Below are 26,354 nucleotides of genomic sequence, written 5' to 3' on the forward strand. Positions count from 1 at the left end.
CCACTCCACGTCCGGAGGTCCTCCCGCCACAAGACCCGTCAGTCAGATCCCGTGGTCACACGTCCTCGACCAACGTCTCTGGTCAGTACAGCTAGACGGCCCGGGATCGTCAACCCGGTTGACCATCCCGGGTCGCGGCGGGATGATCCGTCCACCCCGCCGCCGAAGGAGGCCGCCATGGCCGTGCTCCGCGCTCCCGCCACCCCGACCCACGAGCTGGGTGGCGCCCGTTTCACCTCGCTGGCGTCCCCCGCGAGGGGCACCACCGACACCAGCGTGTGGGTGGTGGACATCGCGCCCGGAACGGCCGGAACCCCTCATCGGCTCACGCGCGAGGAGGTGTTCGTGGTCCTGTCCGGCCGAGCCGAGGTGCGCCTCGGTGACGAGCTGTCCCACGCAGGTCCGGGCGACGCCGTCGTCGTCCCACCGGGCGTGCCCTTCGCGCTCGCGCCGGTCGGCGAGGAGCCGTTGCGCGCCCTCTGCTGCCTGCCGGTCGGCGGCCAGGCGCAGCTCGCCGACGGCGCGCCCTTCACGCCGCCGTGGGCGATGTGACCGAGCCCGTTCCCCTGGCCAGGCTCTTCGCGATCGCCTACCGGCAGCTGGTCGACGGGCTGCACGAGCGGCTGGCCGAGCGCGGCTGGACCGATGTCCGGCCGGCCTTCGGCTTCCTCCTGCTGGCCCTGCGTGCGGGACCGGCGTCACTCGGGGACCTCCCCGGCGTCCTGGGCACGAGCAAGCAGGCGGTGTCCAAGCTGGTCGACCGGATGGTGGCGGCGGGCTACGTCGAGCGGGTGCCGGATCCCGGCGACGGGCGCGCCAAGCAGGTGCGGCTGTCCTCGCGCGGGCAGGCGCTGCTCGCCGAGGTCGAGCGGATCTGGGTCGAGCTCGAGGCAGCGTGGGAAGACGCGATCGGCGGCGCCCGGCTCGCCGGGCTCCGGTCGGACCTGGAGCAGGTCCTGCGCTCGGCGCACGGCGGTGCACTGCCCCCGGTGCGCACGGTGGCCTGAACGCGGGCGAGGGCGACCGGCCCACCTACGATCGGGGCGTGATCGACCTGCGACTCGTGCGCGAGAACCCCGACCTCGTCCGTGCCAGCCAGCGTGCCCGGGGCGCCGACGAGTCCCTGGTCGACGCGCTGCTGGCCGCCGACGCCGCGCGCCGCGAGGCGGTCAAGCGCGCCGACGACCTGCGGGGTGAGCAGAAGACCGCGTCGCAGGCGGTCAAGAAGGCCACCCCCGAGGAACGTCCCGCCGTCCTGGAGCGGGCCAAGGCGCTGGCCGCCGACGTCAAGGCGGCCGAGGAGGCGCAGCGGGCGGCCGACGCCGGGCTGCGCGAGGCGCACCTGCGGATCCCGAACGTCGTCGCCGGCGAGGTGCCCCCGGGCGGTGAGGACGACGCGGTCACCCTGCGGACCGTCGGCGAGGTGCCCGCCTACGACTTCGCGGTGCGCGACCACATCGAGATCGGCGAGGCGCTCGGCGCCATCGACATGGAGCGCGGGGCGAAGGTCTCCGGCGCCCGGTTCTACTTCCTCACCGGCCCCGGCGCGCTGCTGGAGTTCGCGCTGGCGCAGCTGGCGATCAGCCGCGCCGTCACCGCCGGGTTCACCCCCGTCATCGCCCCGGCCCTGGTCAAGCCCGAGGCGATGGAGGGCACCGGCTTCCTCGGCGAGCACGACGAGGAGGTCTACAAGATCGAGCGCGACGACCTCTACCTCGTGGGCACCTCCGAGGTGGCGCTGGCCGGCATGCACGCCAAGGAGGTGCTCGACCTCTCCGCCGGGCCGCGGCGCTACGCCGGCTGGTCGTCCTGCTTCCGCCGCGAGGCCGGCTCCTACGGCAAGGACACCCGCGGCATCATCCGGGTGCACTGGTTCGACAAGGTCGAGATGTTCAGCTTCTGCCGGCCGGAGGACGCCGCGGCCGAGCACCTGCGGCTGCTGGCCTGGGAGGAGGAGTTCCTCCAGGCCCTCGAGCTGCCCTACCGCGTGGTCGACATCGCCGCCGGCGACCTGGGCACCAGCGCGACGCGCAAGTACGACATCGAGGCGTGGTTCCCGACCCAGGGCACCTACCGGGAGCTGACGTCGACCTCGGACTGCACCACCTTCCAGGCCCGGCGGCTCGCCATCCGCTACCGGGACGAGGACGGCAAGCCGCAGACGGCAGCCACGCTCAACGGCACGCTGTGCGCGATCGCCCGCACCATCGCCTGCCTGCTCGAGGTGCACCAGCGGGCCGACGGATCGGTGCACGTGCCGACGGCGCTGCGGCCCTGGCTCGGCGGCGTGGAGCAGCTCACCCCGGGGATGACGCTCGCGGCCGCGGTGCCCCCCGCATGAGCCAGGAGCGGCCGAAGGTGCTCAAGGCCTACGGCGTGCTGCCCGATGCCGACCGGGTGATCGAGGTGGGCGAGCTGGGCGGCTGGCGGCCCAAGCTCGTCGCCAGCGACCTCGACGGCACCCTGCTCGACAGCTCCGGGGAGGTCGCTCCCCGCACCCGGGCCGCGCTGGAGGCCTGCTGGGACGCCGGCATCCCCGTCGTCGGCGTCACCGGGCGCGGTCCCCGGCTGGTCGACAGCGTGCGCGCCGCGCTCGACGGCCGCGGCATCGCGGTGCTCGCCCAGGGCGGCTTCGTCGTCGACCTCGAGCGCGACGAGGTGCTCCGGACTGTCGGGCTGCCGCGCGACCAGGCGCAGGCGGTGATCGACCGGATCGAGGCCGTGGCGGGCGACCTGATCGTGGCGGTCGAGGACGCCTCCGAGCAGAGCGAGATCGCCGGCCCGCTGCGCGTGCAGCACGGCTTCGACTGGCCCTACCCGGAGCCGGCGCACCTGCTGCCCCGGCACGAGGTGCTCCCGCCGGGCGCCGTCCTCAAGGTGTTCCTGCGCTCCTCGTCCCTCGGGCAGGACGAGCTGCTGGCCCGCGCGAAGCGCGTCGTCGACCCGGCCGACGCCGAGGTGACGCACGCCGGGCTCGGTTTCATCGAGGTCCTCCCGCCGGGCATCACCAAGGCCACCGGGCTGGCGATCGCCCTGGAGCGCTACGGGGTCGGCTTCGGTGACGTCCTGGTGTTCGGGGACATGCCCAACGACCTGCCGATGCTGACCGCGGTGGCCGACGCCGGGGGGCGGGCGATCGCGGTCGCCAACGCGCACCCCGCCGTCCACGCGGTGGCCACCGGCGTCACCAGCGGGCACGAGGCGGACGGCGTCGCCCGCTACCTGGAGGCGGTCCTCGATGTCTGAGCGGGTGCACGATGTCTGACTGGAGGCCGCGGCTGATCGCCAGCGACATGGACGGCACGCTGCTGCGCTGGGACGACACCGTCAGCGACGCCACGGTGGCCGAGCTCGAGCGCTGGCGGGACGGCGGCGTGCCCGTCGTCCTGGCCACCGGCCGGCCGCCGCGCTGGATGTACCGGATCCGCGACGTCCTGCGCCACGGCACCGCGGTCTGCTGCAACGGCGCGGTGATCCTGGACCTGGAGAGCTTCGACGTCCTCGCCGAGGAGCCGGTGCACCCCGACGTCCTCCGGTCGGTCACCGCCGAGCTGCGCCGGCGGCAGCCGGACACCTGGTTCGCGGTCGAGTACGGGCTGGAGTTCCGTCACGAGCCGATCTACCGGCCGCGCTGGGACGTCGACGCTCCCGGTGTGGCCGAGGCGACGCTGGAGGAGATGGTGGCCCAGCCGGTGGCCAAGCTGCTGGCCCGGCACGAGCGGCTGTCCCGGGACGACTTCGTCGCGCTGGTCGAGGAGGTCGTCGAGGGGCGGGCCACGGTGACCCACTCGTCGTCCGACGCCCTGGCCGAGATCTCGGCGGCCGGTGTCACGAAGGCCTCGGGGCTGGCCACGGTGGCCGCCCGGCACGGGGTGGGCCCGGAGGACGTCGTCGTGTTCGGGGACATGCCCAACGACATCGCCGCGTTCGAGTGGGTCCGCGCCGCCGGCGGCCGTGCGGTGGCGATGGCCCACGCCCACCCCGACCTCCTGGCCGTGGCCACCGACGTCACGGGCAGCAACGAGGACGACGGGGTGGCCGCCTTCCTCGCCTCGCTGTAGTCGCTCGTCCCTTTTCCGGCGCCGCCGACTGAAGTTCTGCGCTCCCCTGCCGAAAAGCGGAGCGACGGGCACGGCGGGTGCCGCCTCAGGAGAGCGAGAACCGATGGATCAGATGCAGGCAGCCGGCTACGCGGGGACGGACCAGGCGGCGGACGGCGTTCCGGCCCGGCGCTCGACCCTGGGACTGCGCTCGCGCATGCTCGGCGCCATCCTGGTCGTCGCGCTGACCACGGTCGGGGTGGGCGCCTTCGGGATCGCACGGATGTCGGTGCTCAGCGACCAGGCCGAGGCCGTCTACAACGAGGGCGCCGTCCCGCTGGACGCGCTGCGCTCGCTGCAGTCGAACTGGTGGGAGTTCTCCGCCAACACCGCCCGGGCCGCCATCCCGAGCCTCCCGCCGGAGAGCATCGCCAACGCACAGGCGGAGGCCGCCGCCGTCATGCAGGGCATGACCGAGGGCATGCAGGCGGTCGCGGGGCTGTCGCTCGGCGACGAGGCCGCCGCCTCCTTCGCGGAGTTCGGCGCGGCCATCGAGACCTACCTCGGCCTGCTGGGCCAGCTGCAGGCGGGTGGCCTCACGGCCGGGGACCCCACCGTCGTGATGCAGATCGTCGGCCAGATGAACGAGACGGAGGCCGTCATCTCGGAGTCGATCGCGGCGGCCACCGCCGCGGCCGCCGCCGATGCGCGGGCCACCGCCGCCGAGGCCGCGGACGCCTACGCCCAGGGCCGGGCCCTGACCCTCGTCATCATGGTCGTCGGACTGGTGATCTCGGTCGTCCTGGCGCTGCTGGTCTCGCGGGGCGTGACGCGCCCGGTGCAGCGGATCCGGGAGGTGCTGGGTCAGGTGGCGGCCGGTGACCTGACCGTGCGCGCCGGGCGGACCGGTGGTGCGGAGCTGGAGGACATGGCTGCCTCGCTGGACGAGACGCTGGACGCGATCGGCAACGTGCTGGTGCTGGTCGGTGACTCCTCGACGCGGTTGGCGGCGGCGTCGACGCAGCTGAACGCCGCGGCCGAGGGCATGCGGGGCAACGCGGAGACGGCGGCCGGGCAGGCCGACGAGGTGGTGGCCTCGGCGGGTGCGGTGGCCTCCAGCGTGGACACGGTGGCGACCGGGTCGTCGCAGATGGAGTCGGCGATCCGGGAGATCGCGCACAACGCGACCGAGGCGTCGCGGGTGGCCGGTCAGGCGGTGTCGGTGGCGGAGAACACCACGCGCACGGTGGGCAAGCTGGGTGACTCCTCGCAGGAGATCGCCACGGTGATCAAGCTGATCAACGGGATCGCGGAGCAGACGAACCTGCTGGCGCTGAACGCCACGATCGAGGCGGCGCGGGCCGGGGAGGCCGGCAAGGGCTTCGCGGTGGTGGCCAGCGAGGTGAAGGAGCTGGCGCAGGAGACGGCGCGGGCGACGGAGGACATCTCGAAGCGGGTGGAGGCGATCCAGGCCGACACCGCGGGCGCGGTGGATGCGATCAGCCAGATCTCGTCGGTGATCGCGGAGATCAACGATTTCCAGTCCACGATCGCGGCGGCGGTGGAGGAGCAGACGGCGACGACGAACGAGATGAACCGGAACGTGGCCGAGGCGGCGACCGGGACGCAGGGCATCGCGGCGGCGATCTCGGGTCTGGCGGCGGGGACGCAGGAGACCAACCAGCGGGTGGCCGATGCGCAGCGGGCGGCCGGTGAGCTGGCCCGGATGAGCGGGGAGCTGCAGGAGGCGGTGGCCCGCTTCACCGTGTGACCCCCGGCCCCGGCTGGGATCAGGTGACCTGATCATCGAGCGTCCTCCCTCACCGCACACCGTGAGGGAGGACGCTCTGCCGTGGGGGAGGACGCGCCGAGGACGCGCCGAGGACGCACCGACGACGACACCCCTACCCGACGACGGGCTCAGGCGGCCTCGTCCGAGGGCGCGGCCCCGGGCTCCGGCCGGCGGACCAGCGTGAACCGCCGCGGACCACCGCGCGGTCGCGCCAGCAGGTGCCGGAGCCGCTCGGCGGGGCCGGTGAGCCGGGGCAGGTCCGCGTCGACGACCCGGACGACCGGCACGTCGAGGTCGCGGATCAGGTCCTCGCGCCGCTTCTCCTGCCAGGCCACCTCGGCCGGCGTCCGTCCGTCGCGGGGGTCGTCGTACTTCACGAAGCCGTCGAACTCGACCGCCACGCCGGCCTCCTCGTACCAGGCGTCCAGCCGCGCGACGAAGCCCCGCGGCCCGTGCAGGTCGACCTGCAGCTCGGGGAGGGGCAGCCCGGCGTCCAGGAGCGCCAGCCGTCCGCGCGTCTCGAGCGGGGACTCGGCCCTGCCGTCGGCCAGCCCCAGGGCCCGGGCCGCCTGCCCGATGCCGAGCCAGTGGCGCTGCTGCAGCACCGCGGCCGTCAGCTCCGTCCGGCGCACGAGCTTCTTGAAGATGGCGGCGTCGATCGCCACGACGGCGTCGACGGGGGACCACTCCCTGGCGCAGTCGACCAGTGTGCGCGCGACGGCCGTCACCGGGAAGACGCCGGTGTCGACGACGTCCTCCCCTGGCAGCGCGGCCGCGGCGATCCGGTACCCGTTGCCGGTGCGCCAGTCGTCGGGATGGGTCAGCCGGACGACCTCGTCGACCCGTCGGGGGAGTTCCAGGCCGTGGTACCGGGCGGCGGAGGAGTGGCTGAGCACCGGCCCCCGGCCCAGGGCGGTCAGCGCTGCGATGGCGACCAGGAGGTGGCGATCGCGCGCGCCGGCTGCTGCGGCCCACGCCGCGGCAGTCACGTAGATCCCGCGGCGCAGCCTGTGCCACGCGCCCGAGACGACGGACGCACGGATCTGGTCGGGGCGGTAGCCGGCGCGGCGGGCGTCGGCGACGGTGAAGACGCCGCCACGGCGTCGCGCGGCGGACTCCAGGAGGGGATGCACCCCACGAGTCTCGGAAGCTCGCCGGCGGTGCGGAACGGCCCGGGAGGATCTGTGGACAACCGCCGTCCACCCACAGCCCGCGGCGTCCTCCCGCACGGCACACGGTGCGGGAGGACGCCCGACGATCAGGGCACCTGATCCCAGCCGGACCCGACCTACAGGTACTGGCCGCCGCCGGGGCGGAAGTCCGGCTGCTGGCCGGCGGGCGGCTGACCACCGGGCAGGGCCCGGCGGCGGACCTCCTCCAGCTGGGCACGGGCGGCCATCTGCTGGGCGAAGATCGCCGTCTGGATGCCGTGGAACACCCCCTCCAGCCACCCGACCAGCTGGGCCTGGGCGATCCGCAGCTCGGCGTCGGACGGCGTCTCGCCCTCGGTGAACGGCAGGGTGATCCGCTCCAGCTCGTCCCGCAGCTCGGGCGACAGGCCGTCCTCGAGCTCGTGGATGGACTTGGCGTGGATGTCCCGGAGCCGGTTGCGGCTGGCGTCGTCCAGGGGAGCGGCCCGCACCTCCTCCAGCAGCTGCTTGATCATCGTGCCGATCCGCATGACCTTGGCGGGCTGCTCCACCATGTCGCCGACGTCGGCTGCTCCCTCGCGGTCGTCGTCGTCCTGCGGCATGGGCAGGGCGCCGACCGGCCGCCCGTCGGGGCCCACGACGACGACCTGCTGGGGGCGCTCGGTGCCGTTCCCGGGTGCAGTCATGCGCCCCATCCTGCCCCCGCCGCCCGGTGGGCGAACGTCTGCCCCGGTCAGTCCTCGGGAAGGAGCAGGACCTTGCCGATGTGCTCGCTGGCCTCCACGGTGCGGTGTGCCTCGGCGGCGCGGGACATCGGCAGGCGTCGGTCGACGATCGGGCGCACCACCCCGCGCTCGACGTCGGGCCACACGTCGTGGCGCACCGCCGCCACGATCTCGGCCTTGCCGCCCCGGCCCGTCGGGGGCCGCGAGCGCAGCGTCGTCGCATGCACGGAGGCCCGCTTGCCCAGCAGCTTCGCGATGTCCAGCTCGGCCTTCGTGCCGCCCTGCATGCCGATGATGACCAGCCGGCCCCCGACGGCGAGCGCGTCGACGTTGCGGGCCAGGTACTTGCCGCCCATGTTGTCCAGGACGACGTCGACCCCGCGGCCGTCGGTGGCCTCGCGGACCTTCTCGACGAAGTCCTCGTCGCGGTAGTTGATGCCCACGTCGGCGCCCAGTTCGCGGCAGACGTCGAGCTTGGCCGCCGTCCCCGCCGTGGTGAGCACCTGCGCGCCGGCGCGGGCGGCCAACTGGATGGCCATCGTGCCGATGCCGCTGGACCCGCCGTGCACCAGGAAGCTCTCCCCCCGCCGCAGCCCGGCGAGCAGGAACACGTTGGACCACACCGTGCAGGTCACCTCGGGGAGGGCGGCGGCGGTGGCCAGCTCGACCCCCGAGGGCCGGGGGAGCAGCTGCCCGGCCGGGACGGCGACCCGTTCGGCGTAGCCGCCACCGGCCAGCAGCGCGCACACCTCGTCGCCGACCGACCAGCCGGTCACGCCCTCGCCGACCTCGCTGATCACCCCGCTGCACTCCAGGCCGAGGATCTCGCTGGCGCCCTTCGGTGGCGGGTAGAAGCCCTGCCGCTGGAGCAGGTCCGCCCGGTTCACCGCCGTCGCCGCGACGTCGACGAGCACCTCCCCGGGGCCGCACACCGGATCGGGCACCTCCGCCCAGGTGAGCACCTCGGGTCCGCCGGACTCGGTCACCGTCACCGCACGCATGCCCCGACCCTAGGGCCCCGTGCCCGGTGCCGGGGCGGGTGAGCGGGGAGGAGGCGTCCCCCCGCCCGCCCCGCGCGGGGCTGTCCGGCGTCAGGCCCGGGCCGGCACCGGGGCGCCCGAGAGGGTGACGGTCGCGCCGATGTCTGCGGTCCCCGTGGCCAGCCCGGCCAGCGCCGCGCCCACCGCCCGCCGGGACACCTTCATGCCCTGCACGTCACCCGTCGTCGAGCGGGCGGCCGGCTCGTCGCCGTCGGTGAGGTAGACCGGCTGGACGATCGTCCAGTCCAGCCCGCTGTCGCGCACGACGCGTTCCTGCCGCTCGCTGTCCTGGATCTGCTGCCGGATCATCAGGGCGAAGACCACCCGGCTGGTCAGCGGGAGCAGGTCCCTGGTCGGCCCGACGCCGTAGGAGCTCTGCACGACCAGCCGGCGCACCCCGCCCTCGCGCATGGCTGCGGCCACCAGGGCCGTTCCGCGCGACCGGACGTCCATCGGTGTGCCCGAGCTGCCGAGCAGCCGCACCTTGAGCGTGTTCTCGCTGATGCCCAGGGTCACGACGACGGCGTCCTGGTCGCCGACCGCGCGCTCGACGTCCGCGGCGACCGTCGCGTCGCCGTCCACGGCCCGGACGCCGCTCCGCCCGCCGAACACCCTGCTCGCCCGCCGGGCGAACGCCGTCACCTCGTGCCCGTCCGCCAGCAGCGCCTCCACCGCCGCCGTCCCCGATCCGCCCGTCGCACCCACGACCAGTACCCGCATGACCCGCTCCCTCCGGTGGTGCCGACCGGATCGATCGGCGTGCATCCACGATGGCGCGGACGGAGAGCAGGGAGAACGCCCCTGGATCCAGGTTCCATGACCGTTCGTCCAGCAGACCTGGACGTCCGATCGGTGGCGGGCCAGGCTGGGCCGCATGGCAGGTCCCCAGCCGTGGTCCCCCGTCGACCCCCTCGGGGACGTGCTCGGCGACCTCCGGATCCGCGGGACGTTCTACTGCCGGGCCGAGGGCCGCGCGCCGTGGGGCGTGGAGATGCCGGCGCTGGCCGGGTGCATGAGCTTCCACGTGGTGACCGAGGGCAGCTGCCTGCTCGAGGTCGACGGGAACCTGCACGAGCTGCGGGCCGGGGATCTCGCGCTCGTGCCGCACGGGCGCGGTCACCTGCTGCGCAGCGACCCGGCCGCGCCAATCGCGGGCCGGGCCGATCTGCTGCCGCAGGACTACCTCGGCGAGCACTACTCGGTGCTGCGGGTCGACGGCGGCGGGGCGCCGTCCCGGCTGATCTGCGGGGTGGTCGAACCGGAGCGGCCCGGGGCGGTCCACCTGCTCGACCTGCTGCCCCCGGTGCTGCTGATCGAGTCCGGTGACGCGCGGGCCGGCTGGCTGTCGGTGCTGCTGGGCATGATCGCCGACGAGGTGCGCGAGGACCGCCCCGGCGCGGAGGCGGTGGTGACCCGGCTCGCCGACGTCATCGTCGTCCAGGCCATCCGCGGCTGGCTGGACACCGGGGGCAGCAGCCCCGGCTGGCTGCGCGCCCTCCGCGACCCCCAGCTGGGGCGGGCGGTGACGGCGGTGCACCGGGAACCGGGCGCGCCGTGGACGCTGGACCGGCTGGCCCGCGAGACCCGGATGTCGCGTTCGGCGTTCGCCGCCCGGTTCACCGAGCTCGCCGGGGAGCCCGCGCTGCGCTACGTGACCCGGTGGCGGATGCACCTGGCCACTGCCGCGCTCGGCCGCGGAGCCCGCGTCAACGAGCTGGCCCGGACGCTGGGCTACGAGTCGGAGGCCGCGTTCTCCCGGGCCTACAAGCGGGTGGTCGGCGTCCCGCCCGTGTCGGTGCGGGCCGGCGCGGGGCAGCCCGGGCGGTCGGGTCCGCCCACGCGGTGACCGGCCGGGCAGGCCGCTCGCCCCGCGCCCGGCGGCCGCCGGTCCGGACGTGCGACGGCGCCGCGCCCCCCGGACGTGCGACGGCGCCGCGCCCCTGGGAGGGGACGCGGCGCCGTCGTCAGACGCTCAGCGGGCCTTGAGGTCCTTGCGCAGGATCTTGCCGGCGGCCGACTTCGGCACCGCGTCGATGAACTCGACGAAGCGCACCTTCTTGTGCGGGGCGACCTTGACGGCCATGTACTCCATGACCGCCTCCTCCGTCAGCTCCGACCCGGGCGCGCGGACGACGAACGCCTTGGGCAGCTCCTCGCCGCTCTCCTTGTCCGGGACGCCGATCACCGCGGCGTCGGCGATCTCGTCGTGGCCGATCAGCACGGCCTCGAGCTCGGCCGGCGCCACCTGGTAGCCCTTGTACTTGATGAGCTCCTTGACGCGGTCGACGACGGTGTAGGCGCCGGTCTCGTCCACGATCGCGACGTCCCCGGTGTGCAGCCAGCCGTCGTCGTCCAGGGTGTGCGCGGTGGCCTCGGCGTTGTTGAGGTAGCCCTTCATCACCTGGGGGCCGCGGACCCACAGCTCACCGCGCTCGCCGGCTGCGGCGTCCTGGCCCGTTCCCGGGTCGATCAGCCGGCACTCGGTGTTGGGGAGGGCGTAGCCCACAGACCCCTTGGGCGGCTGACCGGCGCCGGGCGGCTCGCAGCCGATGTCGGGGGTGGTGTGCGAGACCGGCGAGAGCTCGGTCATGCCGTACCCCTGGGCCACGGAGACGCCGGTGTCGGCGCCCTTGCGGAGCCGGTTCTGGGCGGCCAGCGCCAGCTGCTCGTCCAGCGGGGCGGCGCCGGAGAGGATGGAGGTCAGCGACGACAGGTCGTACTCGTCGACCAGCGGGTGCTTGGCCATGGCCAGCAGGATCGGCGGCGCCACGAACGCCCGGGTGATCTTCTGGTCCTGGATGGTGCGCAGGAAGTCCTCGAGGTCGAACCGGGGCAGGGTCACCACCGCGCCGCCCCAGGCCAGGCCCTGGTTCATGAGCACGGTCAGGCCGTAGATGTGGAAGAACGGCAGGACGGCGATGATCCGCTCGTCCGGGCCGAAGTCGATCAGCGGCCGGCACTGCGCCACGTTCGCCACCAGGTTGCGGTGGGTGAGCATGACGCCCTTGGGCAGGCCGGTCGTGCCGCTGGAGTACGGCAGCGTGACCAGGTCGTTGGCGGGGTCGATGTCCACCTGGACGCTCGGGGCGTCTTCGCCGAGCAGGTCGAACAGGTTGGCGTGCCCCTCGGCGCCGTCGAGGACGACGATCTCGTCGACCGGCGACTTCTCGGCCGCGGCCTTCGCGCGGTCCAGGAACAGCGAGATGGTGATCAGGACCTTGGCGCCGGAGTCCTTCAGCTGGAAGGCGATCTCGTCGGGCGTGTAGAGGGAGTTGATCGGGCTCATCACGCAGCCGGCGGCGGCGATGCCGTGGAAGACCACCGGGAACCACGGGGTGTTCGGGCAGAACACGGCGACGACGTCGTCCTTGCGCAGCCCGCGCGCGTGCAGGTTGGCGGCGACCCGGTCGACGTAGGCGGCCAGCTGACCGTGGGTGATCACGTCGCCCTTGAGGCCGTCGATCAGGGCGGGGGCGTCGGGACGCTCCTTGCCGGCCGCCAGGACGAACTCGGGCACCGACAGGTTCGGGATCTCGACGTCGGGATACGGGCTGGCCAGGGCCACGGTGCTCCTCCTCAGTGCTGGTGTGGCGCCAGTCTCACACCTGGGGTGTCCGGCGCCACAAGGGGGTTACCCGCCAGTTCGTGCCGGGTCACCGCGGCCAGAGGACCGACTGCGTGCAGCGGAACAGCGCGATCGTCTTCCCGGACTCCGCGTTCGTCACCACGGCGTCCCAGACCTGCGTCGTCCGCCCGGCGTGCACGTTCGTGGCGGTGCACGTGATCCGCCCCTCGCGGGCGGTGCTCAGGTGGTTGCTCTTCAGTTCCAGCGTGGTGAAGCCGCTGGAGCCCTCGGGCAGCAGCGCGCGGGTGGGCAGCCCGCAGCTGGTGTCGGCGAGCGTGACGACGGTGCCGGCGTGCAGGTAGCCGTTGGGCGCCAGCAGCTCCGGGCGGACGTCGAGGTGGCTGGTCAGCCGCCCGCGCTCGTGGGTGTCGATGACGATGCCCAGCAGCCCGGGCAGCGTGCCGGGGAGGAGGGCGTTGAGCTCGTCGGCGGTGAGGAACCCGGTGGCGGCCATGCCCGGCAACCTAGCGACCGGTCCTCCCCACCCTGCGGCGGTCCTCCACGCGGTGTGCGCCGCGGACGACGACCGCCTGGCGAGGACGACGACGGCGTCAGCCGCGGGCGGTCTCCCAGAGACCCATGACGTTGCCCTCGGGATCGGTGAAGTAGGCCGCGAAGCCCATGTCGCCGACCGGTGTGCGGCCGACCACGGTGGAGCCGCCGAGTTCGCCTATCCGGGCCAGCGAGTCGTCGATGCTGTCCACGTCGACGACGACCACCGGCCCGCTGTGCGCCGCATCCGTGCGCGAGAGCAGGCCGCCGTTGATGAAGCCGGCCTCGGTCGGCCCGTTGTCGTCGCTGGGGCCGGACATCACGATCGTGTAGCCCATCCCCGGCATCTCCATGGTCTGCCAGCCGAAGGCCTCCGCGTAGAAGCTCCGTGCCCGGTCACCGTCGTCGAACGGGACCTCGAAGTGCACGACCCGACCGCTCATGACGCCACCTCCGCGACCGTCCTGGCTCTGACGCGGCGGACGCTAGACCCGGCGCGAGAGGGCCGCCAGGGCTTCCGGCCCCGTTCCGGAACGCCCGCCGGGTGCCGTCCTAGGCGAGGCCGCGGACGGTGCGGACCGGCGGGCGGGTGCCGCGGATCGAGGCGACCATGTCCAGCGTCTGCCGGGTGGGGGCGACGTCGTGCGCGCGGAACACCCGGGCACCCAGCCACGCGCTGACGGCGGTCGCGGCCAGGGTGCCGGTGAGCCGCTCCCCGAGCGGGACGCCGAGGGTCTCACCGACGAAGTCCTTGTTCGACAGGGCCACCAGCACCGGCCAGCCCGTCGCGACCAGCTCGTCCAGGCGCCGGGTGGCCTCCAGCGAGTGCCGGGTGTTCTTGCCGAAGTCGTGCCCGGGGTCGATCAGCACGCGGTCGCGGTCCACCCCCGCCGCGACGGCGGCCTCGGCCAGCGCCGTCGTCCGCCCGGCGATGTCGGCGACGACGTCGTCGTAGGCCACCCGGTGCGGGCGGGTGCGCGGCGGCAGCCCGCCGGCGTGCGTGCAGACGATCCCGGCGCCCGCCGCGGCGGCGACCTCCGCCAGGTCCGGGTCCACGCCGCCCCAGGCGTCGTTGACCACGTCGGCGCCGGCGGCGAGCACTTCCGTCGCCACCTCTGCCCGCCAGGTGTCGATGGAGATCGGCAGCGTCGGGTGCGCGGCGCGGATCGCGGCGACCAGGTCGACGGTGCGGCGGATCTCCTCGGCGGGGGAGACCTCCTCGCCCGGGGCCGCCTTCACCCCGCCGACGTCCACCATGTCCGCCCCGTCGGCGACCACGCGGTCCACCCGCTCCAGGGCCGAGGCCATGGCGTAGGTGGCGCCGCGGTCGTAGAACGAGTCGGGTGTCCGGTTCACGATCGCCATCAGCACGAACGCGCCGTCGGGGACGTCCAGCGCACCGATCCGGAGCAACCCGTCCCCTCCTCGCCGTCGCCGATGTGGTGGAGTCAGCCAACCAGAACTCGCGGGGATCGAAGGAGAGGGGCCACATGGCGCACACCACCGTCGACGGCGTCGAGGGCGTGCAGAGCCTGGTCGGGCAGCACCTGGGCCACAGCGACTGGGTGGAGATCACCCAGGAGCAGGTGGACCGCTTCGCCGACGCCACCGGCGACCACCAGTGGATCCACGTGGACCCGGAGCGGGCGGCGCGGGAGAGCCCGTTCGGCGGCCCGATCGCGCACGGCTACCTGACCCTGTCGCTGATCCCGTCGCTGGTGCCGCAGATCATCGAGATCACCGGCTTCCGGATGGGCGTCAACTACGGCACCGAGAAGGTGCGCTTCCCGTCCCCGGTGCCCGTCGGGGCCCGCGTGCGCGCCGGCGCCACCCTGGAGGCCGCGACGCCGTTCGAGGGCGGGATCGCCATGAACCTCGGCGTCACCATGGAGATCGAGGGCGGTACCAAGCCGGCGATGGTCGCCACGGTGGTCTACCGCCGCTACCTGTGACGCCGTCGATGATCAGCTGACCTGATCATGCAGCGTCCTCCCTCACCGCAGAACGTGAGGGAGGACGCTCGATGATCAGGGTCCCTGATCGTGGCCCGGGCCGGGCGGGGGCTCAGTCCACCAGGGCCTGGTTGACCAGCTGCCGCAGGTGGTTGCGGATCGGCAGCGTGCTCGACGGCAGCAGCTGCGTGTAGAAGGTCACCGTGACGTCCTCGACCGGGTCGACGTAGAACGCCGTGGACGCCGCCCCGCCCCAGCTGTAGTCGCCCGCGCTGGACACCACGCCGTACCGGGCCGGGTCGATGATCATCGAGAACCCCAGCCCGAAGCCCACCCCGCGCAACGGCGTCTCGGCGAACAGTGGCCGGCCGAACGTCTCCAGGTCGGCGTTGCCGGGCAGGTGGTTGCGGACCATGTGCGCGATGGTCCGCGGGCCGAGCAGCCGGCCGCCGTCGTAGGAGCCCCCGCGGCGCAGCAGCTCGACGAACCGCAGGTAGTCCCCGGCGGTGGACACCAGCCCGCCGCCGCCGGACTGGAACGCCGGCGTGCTGCGGGCCCCGGCGTCGAAGGCGGCGTTGAACGTCATCCCGGTCGCCGCGCCCCCGGGCTGCCCGGGCGCCGCCAGGTACAGCTTGGCCAGGGACTCCTGGTCGTCGTCGGGACGCAGCCCGAAGGACGTGTCCCGCATGCCCAGCGGGGCGAAGATGCGCTGCTCGAAGAACTCGCCGAGGGTCTGCCCGGAGAGCACCTCCACGAGCCGGCCGAGGACGTCGGTGGAGACGCCGTAGTTCCACTCGCTGCCCGGCTGGAAGACCAGCGGGACCGACGCCCACTGCCGCACCAGCTCGGCGGAGTCGGCGCCGGGCGGGGTGCCCCACTCGTGCCCCATCGCCCGGTACATCGCGTCCACGGGGTGGGCGTGGTGGAAGCCGTAGGTCAGCCCGGAGGTGTGCGTGAGCAGGTGCCACACCCGGATCGGCTCGACCTGCGGGGCGGTGACCGGCTTCATCGTCGACCCGGCCACGTAGACCCGCGTGTCGGCGAACTCCGGCAGCCACTTCGCGATCGGGTCCGACAGCTCGAAGGCGCCCTCCTCGTACAGCATCATCGCCGCGACCGAGGTGACCGGCTTGGTCATGGAGAAGATCCGCCAGCGGGTGTCCTCCTCCACCGGCAGCCCCTGCTCGACGTCGCGCAGCCCCTGCCGGCCGACGTGCACGAGGGCGCCGCGCCGGGCGACGGTGACCAGGAAGCCGGGCAGCTGCCCGTCGTCCACCCACCGGGCCAGCCTGCGGTCGATCCGGGCCAGCCGGGCGGGATCGAAGCCCACCTCGGCCGGGTCGGTGCTGACGGTCAGATCACTGCCCACGGTGCCTCCAGTCCCCACGACGCCGTCCGCCGCCGGACGGCACCTGCACCCGCATCCTGACCCACGACGCTGTGGGCCGGACCACACGGGTCAGGCAGCCGCCCGGCGGCGGGACGCGGCCCCCTTGGAGGGGCCCGCCGTCGGCCCCGTCCGGAGGCTCGCCCTGAGCGTGCGAAGGGTGAGGGGGACGGGGTCCTCCATCAGACCGGGACGGAGCTGGCGGCCTTCTTGAGGTTCGAGCCGGCGGTCACCTTGACGGTGTTGGCGGCGGGGATGTCGATCGACTCGCCGGTCTGCGGGTTGCGGCCGGTGCGCGCCGAGCGCTGCGTGCGCTCGACGGTCAGCAGGCCGGAGACGGCGACCTTCTCGCCACGGGTGATCGCGTCGACGAGCTCGTCCTGCAGCCCGGCGAGGACCGAGTCCACGGTCGAGGCCGGGACGTCGGCGCGCTTGGCGATGGCGGAGACCAGTTCGGCCTTGTTCATGAGGTTCCTCTCGTGTGTGCGGTGGCAGGTGCCAGGGCTCGGCACGCGGCCGGTTCCGGCCCCCTGCGGGGGTCTCCCGGTGCCCGTGCGCGGAGCGCGCGGCGGGCTCGCTCTCCCGGAATTCCGGGAAAGTGGGCCCCGGGCACCGTGCCATGCCGTCCCGCGGTCTGGCCACCCAGGGGTCTCCAGAGGGCCTGCAGCCGACCCGCTGGCCCCATCCGCCCCACGACGTCGTCGACCTGCAGGTGGGGAGGGGGACACCCCGTGCCTACCGTGGGGGAATGCCGCAGCTGCCCGGTACCGACCTGACCGTGAGCGACCTCTGCCTGGGCGGGAACGTCTTCGGCTGGACGGCGGACGAACCGACGTCCTTCGCCGTGCTGGACCGGTTCCTGGACGCCACGCCGTCGCCGCTGCGGCCCTTCGTCGACACGGCCGAGTCCTACAACGCCGGCCGCTCGGAGCAGATCATCGGCGACTGGATGGCCTCGCGCGGGGTGCGCGACCGCGTCCTGGTGGCCACCAAGGCCTCCCGCACCGGCAAGGAACACCCGCTCGCCGCGGCGGAGATCCGGGCCGCGGCCGAGCGGTCGCTGCGCAACCTGCAGGTCGACACCATCGACCTGTACTACGCGCACTGGGACGACCCGACCACGCCGCTCGAGGAGACGATGGCCGCCTTCGAGGAGCTGGTGCAGGCCGGCAAGGTGCGGCACCTGGCGGCGTCGAACTACTCGGCGGCGCGGCTGACCGAGGCGCTGCAGACGTCCGACCGGCTCGGCGCCGCCCGGTTCACGGCGCTGCAGATGCACTACAACCTGATGGAGCGGTCCGAGTTCGAGGGCGAGCTGCGCGACGTCGTGACGGCGCAGGACATGGGCACGCTGCCCTACTACAGCCTGGCCAAGGGGTTCCTGACCGGGAAGTACCGGGCCGGGGAGCAGGTCGACTCGCCGCGGGCCGAGGGGGCGTCGATGTACGTCGGGAAGCGGGGCGACCGCGTGCTGACGGCACTGGCGGAGATCGCCGGCGCGCACGGGGTCGCGATGCCGGCCGTCGCGCTGCGCTGGCTGGCCGACCGGCCGACCGTCGTCGCGCCGATCGCCAGCGCGCGGACCGTCGAGCAGCTGGCCGACCTGCTGCCGATGCAGGACCTGGCGCTCGCCGACGACGAACGCCAGGCCCTGGACGACGCCTCCGCGTGACGGGGCGGGCTGCCTCAGACGGTCTGGATGCGCTCCCGGACGGCCTGGACCAGCTCGGGGGTGATGTCGGTGACGCCGTGGTCGGCGGCCGCGTGGCCGGCGACCTGACCGAAGATGCCGTCCTCGTCGGCGGCGGTGAAGCGGGCGCCGCAGCCGGGGATGACGTCCCCGCAGGCGAAGGTCTTCATGGGGTGGGCTCCTCGTCGTCGTGGGAGTGGTGCGCCGGCCGGGGCGGCCGGGGGTCGGGAAGGGGTCAGCGGGCCTTCCGGCTGGCCGCCGCGAGGTCCTCGAGGCGCAGCAGGCCGAGCACGTGGCCGGCGGGGTCGGTGCAGACCACCGGGTCGAACCGGACGGTGGGCGCCCGGGTGAGCGCGCGTTGCAGCGCCTCGCCCACGTCGGTCGTCGGGTGCACCCGCAGCGAGACCGGGGCGGTGTAGACCTCGCCCGTGCGGGGGTCGCAGAGCAGCAGCCCGGTCGGCTCGCCCTGCGCGCCGAGCAGCACGGCCGGGGGGACGGCGGGCGGGTCCTCGTCCGGCGTGCACTGGCGCACCGGGCGGACCAGCCCCGCGACACTGTCGGTGACCCGGGCGCGGGCGACCTGCGCACGGACGAGCCCGGTGGCCTCGGCGGACAGCGGCGCGAACCCGGGAGAGGGGCGGCCGAGCAGCCAGCCCTGGGCGAGCGGGACGCCCAGCTGGGTGAACGCGGCCAGCTCGGCGGCGGTCTCGATGCCCTCGGCGAGCAGCCACGCGTCGATCCGTCCCGCGAACTCGCCGAGCATCTCCGCGAGGGCGACGCGGACGGGGTCGGTGTCGGCGTCGCTGACCAGCGCCCGGTCGAGCTTGACCACCTGGGGACGGAGGGCGGCCAGCTGCTGCAGCCCCGAGTACCCGCTGCCGGCGTCGTCGAGGGCGATGAGGGCGCCGCGGGCCCGCAGTTCGTCGCACTGGCGGCGCAGGGCGGCCAGGTCGTGGACCGGCGTGTGCTCGGTGAGCTCGACGACGACGCGGTGCAGGTCGGGACGGGTGCCCAGGGCGGCCTGCACGGGCGCGGAGCCGAGGATGTGCGGGCTGACGTTGACGGTGAGGAACGTGTCCGGCGGCAGGTCGTCCACGGCGGCGAGCGCCTTATGGACGGCCAGCGCCTCCAGCTCGGCGGCGATGCCCGCGTCGGCGGCGGCGGCGAACCAGACGTCCGGGCCGGCGGTGCCCGGGAAGCGGGCCAGCGCCTCGTAGCCGGCCACGGTGGCGCCGGCGAGGTCGACGATCGGCTGGAAGACCAGCGTCAGGTCGTCGGGGTCGGCGAGCAGCGGACGGCAGTCCGGGAGACGCGCCGTACGCGTGCCGAGCATGGACTCCCATCGGCCGCCCCGCCCGCGCTCTTGAGCCGGCTCACCCCGCCGGGGGAGCCCGACCGCGCGGGTGCCGGCCGGGCGCCGTGTCAGCATTACCCGTCGCGCGCCCCGTCCGGGGCCGTGGCGGTGTCGGAGGAGGGGGGACGCGATGGACACGGCGGTGGCACCGGTCCCGGCCGACCCCGACCCGCTGCGGGACCCCGAGCGCATCGCCGCGGCCCGCCGCCTGCTGCTCGAGGTGCCCGGGGCGGCGGCCTTCGACCGGCTCTCGGCCCTGGCGTCCCGGCTGCTGGCTGCCGACCACGCCAAGGTCACCCTGTTCACCGACCAGGACGTCGTCGTCGGCGGGGTCGGGCTGCCCGAGGGTGTGATCGGCGGACCTGCGCTGCTCACCGGTGCCCTGTCGGCGATCGTCGTCTCCACCGGCGCACCACTCGACATCCCGGAGGCCGCGGCCGACGCGCGCGTCGCCGGCCTCCCCGCCGTGACGTCCGGCCAGGTCGGGGCGTACCTGGGAGCTCCGCTGGTCGCCGCGTCGGGGCACGTGGTCGGCGCCCTGGCGGTCTACGACCCGTCGCCCCGCCCGTGGTCGGAGGACGCCACCGAGCTGCTGCAGCAGCTGGCCGCCTCGGTGGTCGCCGAGCTGGAGCTCTCCGCCGCCCAGTCCGCGGTCGGGACCTCGCGGGTCCGGCTGGAGGTGGCGCTGGCGGCCAGCTCGATCGGGATCTGGGAGCGCGACCTGCGCACCGACACCGGCTTCTGGGACCAGCGCTGCGCCCGGCTGTTCGGGCTCGAGGAGGCGACCGAGATCGAGGGGTTCCAGCAGATGATGCTGGAACGGGTCCACCCCGAGGACCACGCCACCGCCGCCGAGGCGATGGACCGGGCCGTGGCGGAGCGCGACCAGTTCACGCTCGAGAGCCGGATCGTGCGGACCGACGGCCAGATCCGCTGGGTGGTCTCCCGGGGCCGCGTGCTCGGCAACGCGCGGGGGGAGCCGGTCCGCATCCTCGGCACCATCATCGACGTCACCGAGGCACGCCGGCAGGCCGAGCAACGGCTGGCGGCCTTCCACCGGGCCACCGCGATCGCGGAGGTCGCCGCCGAACTGTCCAACGCCACGCGCCTGCAGGACCTCCCCGAGATCGTCCAGCGGGGCGCGCAGGTGCTGGGTGCGCGGTCCAGCGCGCTGACGATCGTCGACGTCGGTGGGGGCGCGCTCCGCCTGCACACGACGCGGCGGCTGGCCGACCAGCTCCAGGAGCACGTCGACCGGCCCGTCGAGGGCATCGAGATCGAGGCGGACGAGAACCACCCCATCCAGTACGCCGCCGTGCACGGCCGGCGGGTGCTGCTGTCCTCGGTCGAGGAGATGCTCGCCCGGTTCCCCGCGACCCGGGAGGGCATCGAGGTCCTCGGCATCCGGGCGGTGGGGGCCTTCCCGCTGCGCGTCGAGGGACGGGTGCTCGGGTCCTTCGCGGCCCTCTGGCAGGACGAGCGGGCCTTCCCCGCCGACGACGTCGAGGTGCTGGAGGCGCTGGCCGCCCAGATCGCGCTCACCGTCTCCCGGCTCCAGGCCGACGCCGAGCGCGTGCGGGCGGTGGCGGCGATGGCCGGGGCCAACGAGCGCCTGCAGCTGCTCGCCGACGCCGGCAGAGTGCTGTCCGGGACGCTGGAGATCGACCAGCAGGTCGCCGAGCTGGCCGAGCTCGTCGTCCCCGAGCTCGCCGACTGGTGCTGGCTGGTCGTCACCGACGAACAGGGGCGGCTGCACGACCTCGCCTGCGCCCACCGCGATCCCGACCGCCGGGAGGAGCTGGAGTCCTACGTCCGGGGGATGGTCGCGGTCATGACCGACCGGGCGGGCGCACGGGTGGTGATGCGCAGCGGGCGGCCGATGGTCATGCCGGTGATCGACTGGGGCCACATCGAGGAGGCGTTGCCCGACCCGGCCGTCCGCGAGGCCCTGGCCCGCCTCGGTGCCGCGTCGGCGACCATCGTGCCGCTGGTGGCCCGCGGGCAGGTCCTCGGCGCGCTGGGCCTGTTCAACCGCGAGGAGCGGGGGCCGCTGAGCCGGGCGCAGGTGGACACCGCCATCGAGATCGGCCGCCGCGCCGGCCTGGCCCTGCACCACGCCCGGCTGTTCGGCCAGCAGCGCGACCTGGCGGTGGCCCTGCAGCGCAGCATGCTCACCGCGCCGCCGGAGCCCAACCACTCCGAGATCGTGGTGCGCTACGTGCCCGCGGCGGCCGGTGCGGAGATCGGTGGCGACTGGTACGACGCGTTCCTGCAGGCCGACGGGGCCACCGTGCTGGCGATCGGGGACGTGGTCGGCCACGACAGCCGGGCGGCCGCGGCGATGGGCCAGGTGCGCGGCCTGCTCCGCGGCATCGCCTACTCCAGCGGCGACGGGCCGGCGGCCGTGCTCAGCGGCCTGGACCGCGCCGTCGAGGGCCTGGCCCTGGACACGATGGCGACGGCGCTGGTGGCCCGCCTCGAGCAGGACGGCGACGACCTCCGCGCCGGCCGCGCCGTGCTCCGCTGGTCCAGCGCCGGGCACCCGCCGGCGGCCGTGCTGACCGCCGACGGGAAGGCGCACCTGCTCGACGAGCGCGCCGATCTGCTCCTGGGGGTCTTCCCGGACACCGGACGCCACGAGCACACCACGGTGCTGCAGCACGGGACGACGGTGCTGCTGTACACCGACGGCCTGGTGGAGCGCCGGGACCGGGACATCGACGCGGGCACGGCCGAGCTCGTCGCCGTCCTGGAGACGTGCGCCGGGATGACGCTCCAGGACCTCTGCGACGAGGTGCTGGAGCGGCTGTTCCTGCCCGACGCGGAGGACGACGTCGCCATCCTCGCCGTCCGCCTGCACCCCCAGGACGAGCCGCGGCCGCCCGAGGCCGGGCCCCAGGTGGTCCCGCCGGGCGTCGAACCGATGCCCGACGTCGTCCCCGAGGCGGGCACCGCGACCTGACCTCCTACTGGGCGGGGGCCACGTCCAGGTCGGTCGCCGTGCCCTGGGGAGTGTCCTCGCCGTTCCGCGCCCGCAGCTCGGCGTCGCGGGCGGCCATCGCCTCCTGGCGGTCGGCCTCCTCCTCCAGGATCTTCGCGGCCTTCCAGGCGTCCGGGATGGCGAAGCCGTCGACCAGCGTGACCATGTGCGGCCGCAGCTCCTTGAGCAGCTGGTTGACCGTGCTGGTCAGCAGCTTCCCGCGGGACGGCGTCAGCTGGCCGTGCTCGAGGAACCAGGCCTTGTCCGCCTCGATCGTCGAGAGCGCGTAGAGGTCGCAGACGGTGTCCAGCAGGGCCCTGGCGTCGGGGTCCTCGGTGCGGTCGACGCCGGCGACGAAGGCCTCCAGGACGACGCGGTCGATGTGCGTCCGGGCCGCCTCGAGCACGTGGTCCTGGACGTCGTTGAACATGTCGAAGGGGGCCATCCCCTCGATCGAGGAGTTCTTGCGCAGCCGCCGGATCGCGCCCTCGAGGGAGTGCTTCTCGCGGAACTCGAACATCTTCAGCTGCCAGCCGCGCTCCAGCATGGGGACGTCGTCCACGCCGGGGACGGCGTCGACCAGCCGGGCGATGAGCGCGCGGGCCGCCGTCCGCTCCAGGACCGTCTCGCGCACCATGTCGGCGACGAAGCCGACCTTGCCCCAGCCCTCCAGCGAGCCGAACGTGTCGCGATAGCCGGTGAGCAGGCCCTTGGCGACCAGCTGCAGCAGCACGGTGTTGTCGCCCTCGAAGGTGGTGAAGACGTCGGTGTCGGCCTTGAGGTGCGGCAGCCGGTTCTCCTGCAGGTAGCCGGCCCCACCGCACGCCTCGCGGCACATCTGGATGGTCTGCGTGGCGTGCGCGGTCTGGGCCACCTTGAGCCCGGCGGCGCGCGACTCGAGCTCCCGCTGGGCGGCCTCGTCGACGTCCTGGCCGTGCACGTGCACCGCCGTCTGGACGTCGTGCATCGTCTCGACCAGCGTGCTCTGGGCGAACTGCAGCGCGTAGGTCCTGGCCAGGGCGGGCAGCAGCTTGCGCTGGTGCACCAGGTAGTCGTTGATGACGATCTCGCGGTCCTCGCCGGGGGCGGCGAACTGGCGGCGGACGTCCCCGTACCGGACGGCGATGTCGAGGGCCAGCTTGGTCGCCGAGGAGGCCGAGCCGCCGACGCTGACCCGGCCCCGCACCAGCGTGCCGAGCATGGTGAAGAAGCGCCGGGTCTCGTTCTCGATGGTGGAGGTGTAGGTGCCGTCGGCGGCGACCTGGCCGTAGCGGTCGAGCAGCATGTCGCGCGGGACCGTCACGTGGTCGAAGCTCAGCCGGCCGTTGTCGACGCCCGGGAGGCCGGCCTTCGGGCCGTCGTCCCCGATGGTGACGCCGTCGCACGGCGTGCCGTCGGCGTTGCGGATCGGGACCAGCCAGGCGTGCACGCCGTGGTTGGTGCCCTGGGTGATCAGCTGGGCGAAGACGACCGCCATCCGGCCGTCCTCGGCCGCGTTGCCGATGTAGTCCTTGCGGGCGGCCTGGTGCGGGGTGTGCAGGTCGAAGGTCTCGGTGGCCGGGTCGTAGGTGCACGTGGTGCGCAGCTGCTGGACGTCGGAGCCGTGGCCGGTCTCGGTCATCGCGAAGCAGCCGGGCAGGTCGAAGGTCATCACGTCGCGCAGGTACTTCTCGTGGTGTCGGCGGGTGCCGAGCAGCTCCAGCGCACCCCCGAACAGCCCCCACTGGACGCCGGCCTTGACCATCAGCGACAGGTCGGCGAAGGCCAGCATCTCGATCGAGGTCACCGAGGCGCCGGAGTCGGCCTCGCCGCCGAACTCCTTCGGGAAGCCGAAGCCGACGCGGCCGGAGTCGGCCAGTTTCCGGGCCGCCCGGGTGACCCGCTCCCGGGCCTCCTGCATCGTCTCGCCGTAGACGGGGAGGAAGTCGGGGTCGCGCAGGTTCTCGCGGGCGTCGCGGCGGACGGCGGCCCAGCGCCCGTCCATGACGTCGCGGAGCTTCGTCGGATCGATCGACGCGGGCAGGGAGCTGGTCACTTGTCCTCCTTGGTGCTGACGACGCCGGACAGTCCGGCCCAGGCGAGATCGGTCAGGTGTGCGGCGAGTGCGCTGCGGGGCATGGGGCGGTCGGCGCGCAGCCACCAGTCGGCGGCCGCGCGGACCATCCCGACCACACCGTGCCCCCAGGGTGCCGCGGGCGACGGATCGGCGCCCGCCTGCTGCAGGGCCACGGTGATGGCGGCGGCGACCTGGGCGCCGACGAGGTCCGACAGGCTGGTGAGCGGGTCGGTGGTCGGCCGGTCGAGGGTCTGCTGGTCGACGACGAACCGGTAGAGCTCCGGGTCGCCCTCGATGAAGGTCAGGTAGGTGTCGATCGCGGCGGCGACCATCCCGCGGGGGGAGCCGCCGCTGTCCATCGCGTCCCGCAGCTTGGGCAGCAGCTGGGCGGCCACCCGGGTGCAGACGGCGACGTACAGCTCGGCCCGGTCGGCGAAGTGCCGGTAGACGACGGTCTTGCTGGTGCCCGCCTCGGCGGCGATCTCGTCCATGCCGACGCCCGCGCCGTGCTTGCTGACGGCGGTCAGGGTCGCCTGGACGAGCTGCTCGCGGCGCTCCCGCCGGTGCTCGTCCCACCGCGAGTCGCGGCGATCACGTGTGCCCGCGACCTGCCCGGGCATGGAACGGGTTTGCGACGAGCGTCTCACCGCCTCAGCTTTCATGTGAAGAACAGTACCGGGTACTGTGAGTACCGACCACTCCGGCCAGTCCACCGAACCTGGAGGCACCCATGGCAGCCCCGACCCGCCCCACCCCCGCTCGCCGGGCCGCGATCGTCGGCGGCAACCGGATCCCGTTCGCCCGGAGCAACTCCGCCTACGCGCAGGCGTCCAACCAGGACATGCTGACCGCGACGATCGACGGGCTGGTCGCCCGCTTCGGGCTGCAGGGCAAGCAGCTGGGCGAGGTCGTCGCCGGCGCCGTCCTCAAGCACGCGCGCGACTTCAACCTCACCCGCGAGTCGGTGCTCGGGTCGCGGCTCTCGGCCACCACCCCGGCCTACGACGTCCAGCAGGCGTGCGGCACCGGCCTGGAGGCGGCGATCCTGGTCGCCAACAAGATCGCCCTCGGCCAGATCGAGTCCGGCATCGCCGGCGGCGTCGACACCACCTCCGACGCGCCGCTCGCCGTCAGCGACGACCTGCGCCGGGTGCTGATCGGGCTGAACAACGCGAAGACCGTGCAGGACCGGCTCAAGGCGCTCGGCCGGATCCGGCCCGGCATGATCGCGCCGGAGATCCCGCGCAACGCCGAGCCGCGCACCGGCCTGGCCATGGGCGAGCACGCCGCCATCACCGCGAAGGAGTGGCAGATCGGCCGCGAGGAGCAGGACGAGCTCGCCGTCGCCTCGCACCGGAACATGGCCGCCGCCTACGACCGCGGCTTCTTCGACGACCTGGTGACGCCGTTCCTGGGCCTGTCCCGGGACAACAACCTGCGGCCGGAGTCCTCGGTCGAGAAGCTCGCGACGCTCAAGCCGGTCTTCGGCAGGGGTGAGGGCGCCACGATGACGGCGGGCAACTCGACGCCGCTCACCGACGGCGCCTCGACCGTGCTGCTCGGCTCCGACGAGTGGGCCGCGGAGAACGGCCTGCCGGTGCTCGCCCACCTGGTCGACGCGCAGACGGCCGCCGTCGACTACGTGCACGGGGGCGAGGGCCTGCTGATGGCGCCCGTCTACGCGATGCCGGTGATGCTGGCCCGCAACGGCCTGTCGCTGCAGGACTTCGACTTCTACGAGATCCACGAGGCGTTCGCGTCCACCGTGCTGTCGAGCCTGAAGGCCTGGGAGGACGAGGACTTCTGCAAGACGAGGCTCGGCCTGGATCGGCCGCTGGGCTCGATCGACCGGTCGAAGCTGAACGTCAACGGCTCGTCGCTGGCGGCCGGGCACCCGTTCGCCGCGACCGGCGGCCGGATCGTCGCCCAGCTGGCCAAGCAGCTGCACGAGGCCGGCCCGGGCAAGCGCGGCCTGATCTCCGTCTGCGCCGCCGGCGGCCAGGGTGTCGTCGCCATCCTCGAGTCCTGACCCCTCGCCGATGGCCGGCCGGAGCCGTGCCGTCGGATGGG

The 26,354-nt window shown here is 73.9% G+C and carries 25 protein-coding genes; 11 read left to right on the top strand and 14 right to left on the bottom strand.

Translation table 11 applies throughout. The annotated features are described in order from the left end of the window. Window positions 1-177: 177 nt before the first annotated feature. From BM142_RS17460 to BM142_RS17485, 6 genes are all read left to right on the top strand, one after another. A complete protein-coding gene (locus tag BM142_RS17460; RefSeq protein ID WP_092201599.1) occupies window positions 178-552 on the top strand; it encodes a cupin domain-containing protein in 375 nt (124 codons plus the stop codon). Further along, window positions 549-1,007 carry a MarR family winged helix-turn-helix transcriptional regulator gene (locus BM142_RS17465; RefSeq protein WP_175527329.1) on the top strand — a complete coding sequence of 153 codons (459 nt, stop codon included), beginning with the start codon at window positions 549-551 and terminating at the stop codon, window positions 1,005-1,007. The genes BM142_RS17460 and BM142_RS17465 overlap by 4 nt, the downstream gene beginning before the upstream one ends. A 38-nt stretch (window positions 1,008-1,045) precedes the next feature. Next, window positions 1,046-2,341 (top strand): serine--tRNA ligase, encoded by a 1,296-nt coding sequence (gene serS, locus BM142_RS17470; RefSeq protein WP_092201603.1) that lies wholly within the window; start codon window positions 1,046-1,048, stop codon window positions 2,339-2,341. Beyond that, window positions 2,338-3,246, top strand: coding sequence for an HAD family hydrolase (locus tag BM142_RS17475; protein ID WP_092201605.1), 909 nt, complete (start codon window positions 2,338-2,340; stop codon window positions 3,244-3,246). The genes serS and BM142_RS17475 overlap by 4 nt, the downstream gene beginning before the upstream one ends. Window positions 3,247-3,257: 11 nt before the next feature. Next, window positions 3,258-4,061, top strand: a complete 804-nt coding sequence (locus tag BM142_RS17480) for an HAD family hydrolase (protein WP_092201607.1) — start codon at window positions 3,258-3,260, stop codon at window positions 4,059-4,061. Window positions 4,062-4,164: 103 nt separating this feature from the next. Continuing rightward, on the top strand, window positions 4,165-5,811 hold the full coding sequence (locus tag BM142_RS17485; RefSeq protein WP_254791047.1) for a methyl-accepting chemotaxis protein: 1,647 nt from the start codon (window positions 4,165-4,167) through the stop codon (window positions 5,809-5,811). 149 nt (window positions 5,812-5,960) lie between these two features. Here the strand turns inward: BM142_RS17485 and BM142_RS17490 are convergent, their stop codons facing one another. The 4 genes from BM142_RS17490 to BM142_RS17505 all read right to left on the bottom strand — a co-directional run bounded on the left by BM142_RS17490 (window position 5,961) and on the right by BM142_RS17505 (window position 9,468). Continuing rightward, window positions 5,961-6,965, bottom strand: a complete 1,005-nt coding sequence (locus BM142_RS17490; protein ID WP_092201609.1) for a type IV toxin-antitoxin system AbiEi family antitoxin domain-containing protein — start codon at window positions 6,963-6,965, stop codon at window positions 5,961-5,963. A gap of 155 nt (window positions 6,966-7,120) precedes the next feature. Continuing rightward, entirely contained in the window at window positions 7,121-7,669 is a 549-nt protein-coding gene (locus tag BM142_RS17495; RefSeq protein WP_092201611.1) for a bacterial proteasome activator family protein, read from the bottom strand. 47 nt (window positions 7,670-7,716) lie between these two features. After that, window positions 7,717-8,709 (bottom strand): NAD(P)H-quinone oxidoreductase, encoded by a 993-nt coding sequence (locus BM142_RS17500; protein ID WP_092201613.1) that lies wholly within the window; start codon window positions 8,707-8,709, stop codon window positions 7,717-7,719. A gap of 90 nt (window positions 8,710-8,799) precedes the next feature. Further along, window positions 8,800-9,468, bottom strand: coding sequence for an NAD(P)-dependent oxidoreductase (locus tag BM142_RS17505; protein WP_092201614.1), 669 nt, complete (start codon window positions 9,466-9,468; stop codon window positions 8,800-8,802). Between the two features lie 154 nt (window positions 9,469-9,622). Here BM142_RS17505 and BM142_RS17510 point away from each other — a divergent pair, with 154 nt between their 5' ends. Further along, window positions 9,623-10,594: an AraC family transcriptional regulator gene (locus BM142_RS17510; protein WP_092201616.1), complete on the top strand. Its 972-nt coding sequence runs from the start codon at window positions 9,623-9,625 to the stop codon at window positions 10,592-10,594. A 126-nt stretch (window positions 10,595-10,720) separates the two neighbouring features. On the opposite strand, the gene BM142_RS17515 is transcribed toward BM142_RS17510, so the two are convergent. The 4 genes from BM142_RS17515 to folP form a co-directional block, all read right to left on the bottom strand. Continuing rightward, entirely contained in the window at window positions 10,721-12,313 is a 1,593-nt protein-coding gene (locus tag BM142_RS17515; protein ID WP_092201618.1) for a 4-coumarate--CoA ligase family protein, read from the bottom strand. Window positions 12,314-12,401: 88 nt separating this feature from the next. Then, window positions 12,402-12,827 (bottom strand): PaaI family thioesterase, encoded by a 426-nt coding sequence (locus BM142_RS17520; protein ID WP_092201619.1) that lies wholly within the window; start codon window positions 12,825-12,827, stop codon window positions 12,402-12,404. A gap of 97 nt (window positions 12,828-12,924) precedes the next feature. Next, window positions 12,925-13,308 carry a VOC family protein gene (locus tag BM142_RS17525; RefSeq protein ID WP_092201621.1) on the bottom strand — a complete coding sequence of 128 codons (384 nt, stop codon included), beginning with the start codon at window positions 13,306-13,308 and terminating at the stop codon, window positions 12,925-12,927. 109 nt (window positions 13,309-13,417) lie between these two features. Next, complete coding sequence (folP, locus tag BM142_RS17530; protein WP_092201623.1) at window positions 13,418-14,278, bottom strand: dihydropteroate synthase; 861 nt, start codon at window positions 14,276-14,278, stop codon at window positions 13,418-13,420. A 77-nt stretch (window positions 14,279-14,355) separates the two neighbouring features. Here folP and BM142_RS17535 point away from each other — a divergent pair, with 77 nt between their 5' ends. Then, on the top strand, window positions 14,356-14,817 hold the full coding sequence (locus tag BM142_RS17535) for a MaoC family dehydratase (RefSeq protein WP_092201625.1): 462 nt from the start codon (window positions 14,356-14,358) through the stop codon (window positions 14,815-14,817). 112 nt (window positions 14,818-14,929) lie between these two features. Here the strand turns inward: BM142_RS17535 and BM142_RS17540 are convergent, their stop codons facing one another. Next, window positions 14,930-16,186, bottom strand: coding sequence for a serine hydrolase domain-containing protein (locus BM142_RS17540; protein WP_092201627.1), 1,257 nt, complete (start codon window positions 16,184-16,186; stop codon window positions 14,930-14,932). 200 nt (window positions 16,187-16,386) lie between these two features. Then, entirely contained in the window at window positions 16,387-16,671 is a 285-nt protein-coding gene (locus BM142_RS17545) for an HU family DNA-binding protein (protein WP_092201629.1), read from the bottom strand. 281 nt (window positions 16,672-16,952) lie between these two features. Between BM142_RS17545 and BM142_RS17550 the strand changes: the two genes are divergently transcribed. Then, window positions 16,953-17,876 carry an aldo/keto reductase gene (locus tag BM142_RS17550; protein WP_092201631.1) on the top strand — a complete coding sequence of 308 codons (924 nt, stop codon included), beginning with the start codon at window positions 16,953-16,955 and terminating at the stop codon, window positions 17,874-17,876. A gap of 14 nt (window positions 17,877-17,890) precedes the next feature. On the opposite strand, the gene BM142_RS17555 is transcribed toward BM142_RS17550, so the two are convergent. Further along, the gene (locus BM142_RS17555) at window positions 17,891-18,064 is read right to left on the bottom strand and encodes a DUF1059 domain-containing protein (protein ID WP_092201633.1); all 174 of its coding nucleotides are present in this window, start codon (window positions 18,062-18,064) and stop codon (window positions 17,891-17,893) included. A gap of 65 nt (window positions 18,065-18,129) precedes the next feature. After that, window positions 18,130-19,227, bottom strand: a complete 1,098-nt coding sequence (locus BM142_RS17560) for an EAL domain-containing protein (RefSeq protein WP_092201635.1) — start codon at window positions 19,225-19,227, stop codon at window positions 18,130-18,132. Between the two features lie 151 nt (window positions 19,228-19,378). On the opposite strand from BM142_RS17560, the gene BM142_RS17565 reads away from it, so the two are divergent. Next, on the top strand, window positions 19,379-22,210 hold the full coding sequence (locus BM142_RS17565) for a SpoIIE family protein phosphatase (RefSeq protein ID WP_092201637.1): 2,832 nt from the start codon (window positions 19,379-19,381) through the stop codon (window positions 22,208-22,210). A 4-nt stretch (window positions 22,211-22,214) separates the two neighbouring features. On the opposite strand, the gene BM142_RS17570 is transcribed toward BM142_RS17565, so the two are convergent. Both BM142_RS17570 and BM142_RS17575 read right to left on the bottom strand, forming a co-directional pair. Next, window positions 22,215-24,263: an acyl-CoA dehydrogenase family protein gene (locus tag BM142_RS17570; RefSeq protein ID WP_254791048.1), complete on the bottom strand. Its 2,049-nt coding sequence runs from the start codon at window positions 24,261-24,263 to the stop codon at window positions 22,215-22,217. Further along, a complete protein-coding gene (locus tag BM142_RS17575) occupies window positions 24,260-24,904 on the bottom strand; it encodes a TetR family transcriptional regulator (protein WP_092201639.1) in 645 nt (214 codons plus the stop codon). The genes BM142_RS17570 and BM142_RS17575 overlap by 4 nt, the downstream gene beginning before the upstream one ends. 110 nt (window positions 24,905-25,014) lie before the next feature. Here BM142_RS17575 and BM142_RS17580 point away from each other — a divergent pair, with 110 nt between their 5' ends. Next, a complete protein-coding gene (locus BM142_RS17580; RefSeq protein ID WP_092201641.1) occupies window positions 25,015-26,313 on the top strand; it encodes an acetyl-CoA C-acetyltransferase in 1,299 nt (432 codons plus the stop codon). Window positions 26,314-26,354 lie beyond the last annotated feature (41 nt).

Origin of the sequence: Blastococcus tunisiensis (assembly GCF_900112815.1) — a bacterium.
Lineage (GTDB): Bacteria > Actinomycetota > Actinomycetes > Mycobacteriales > Geodermatophilaceae > Blastococcus_B > Blastococcus_B tunisiensis.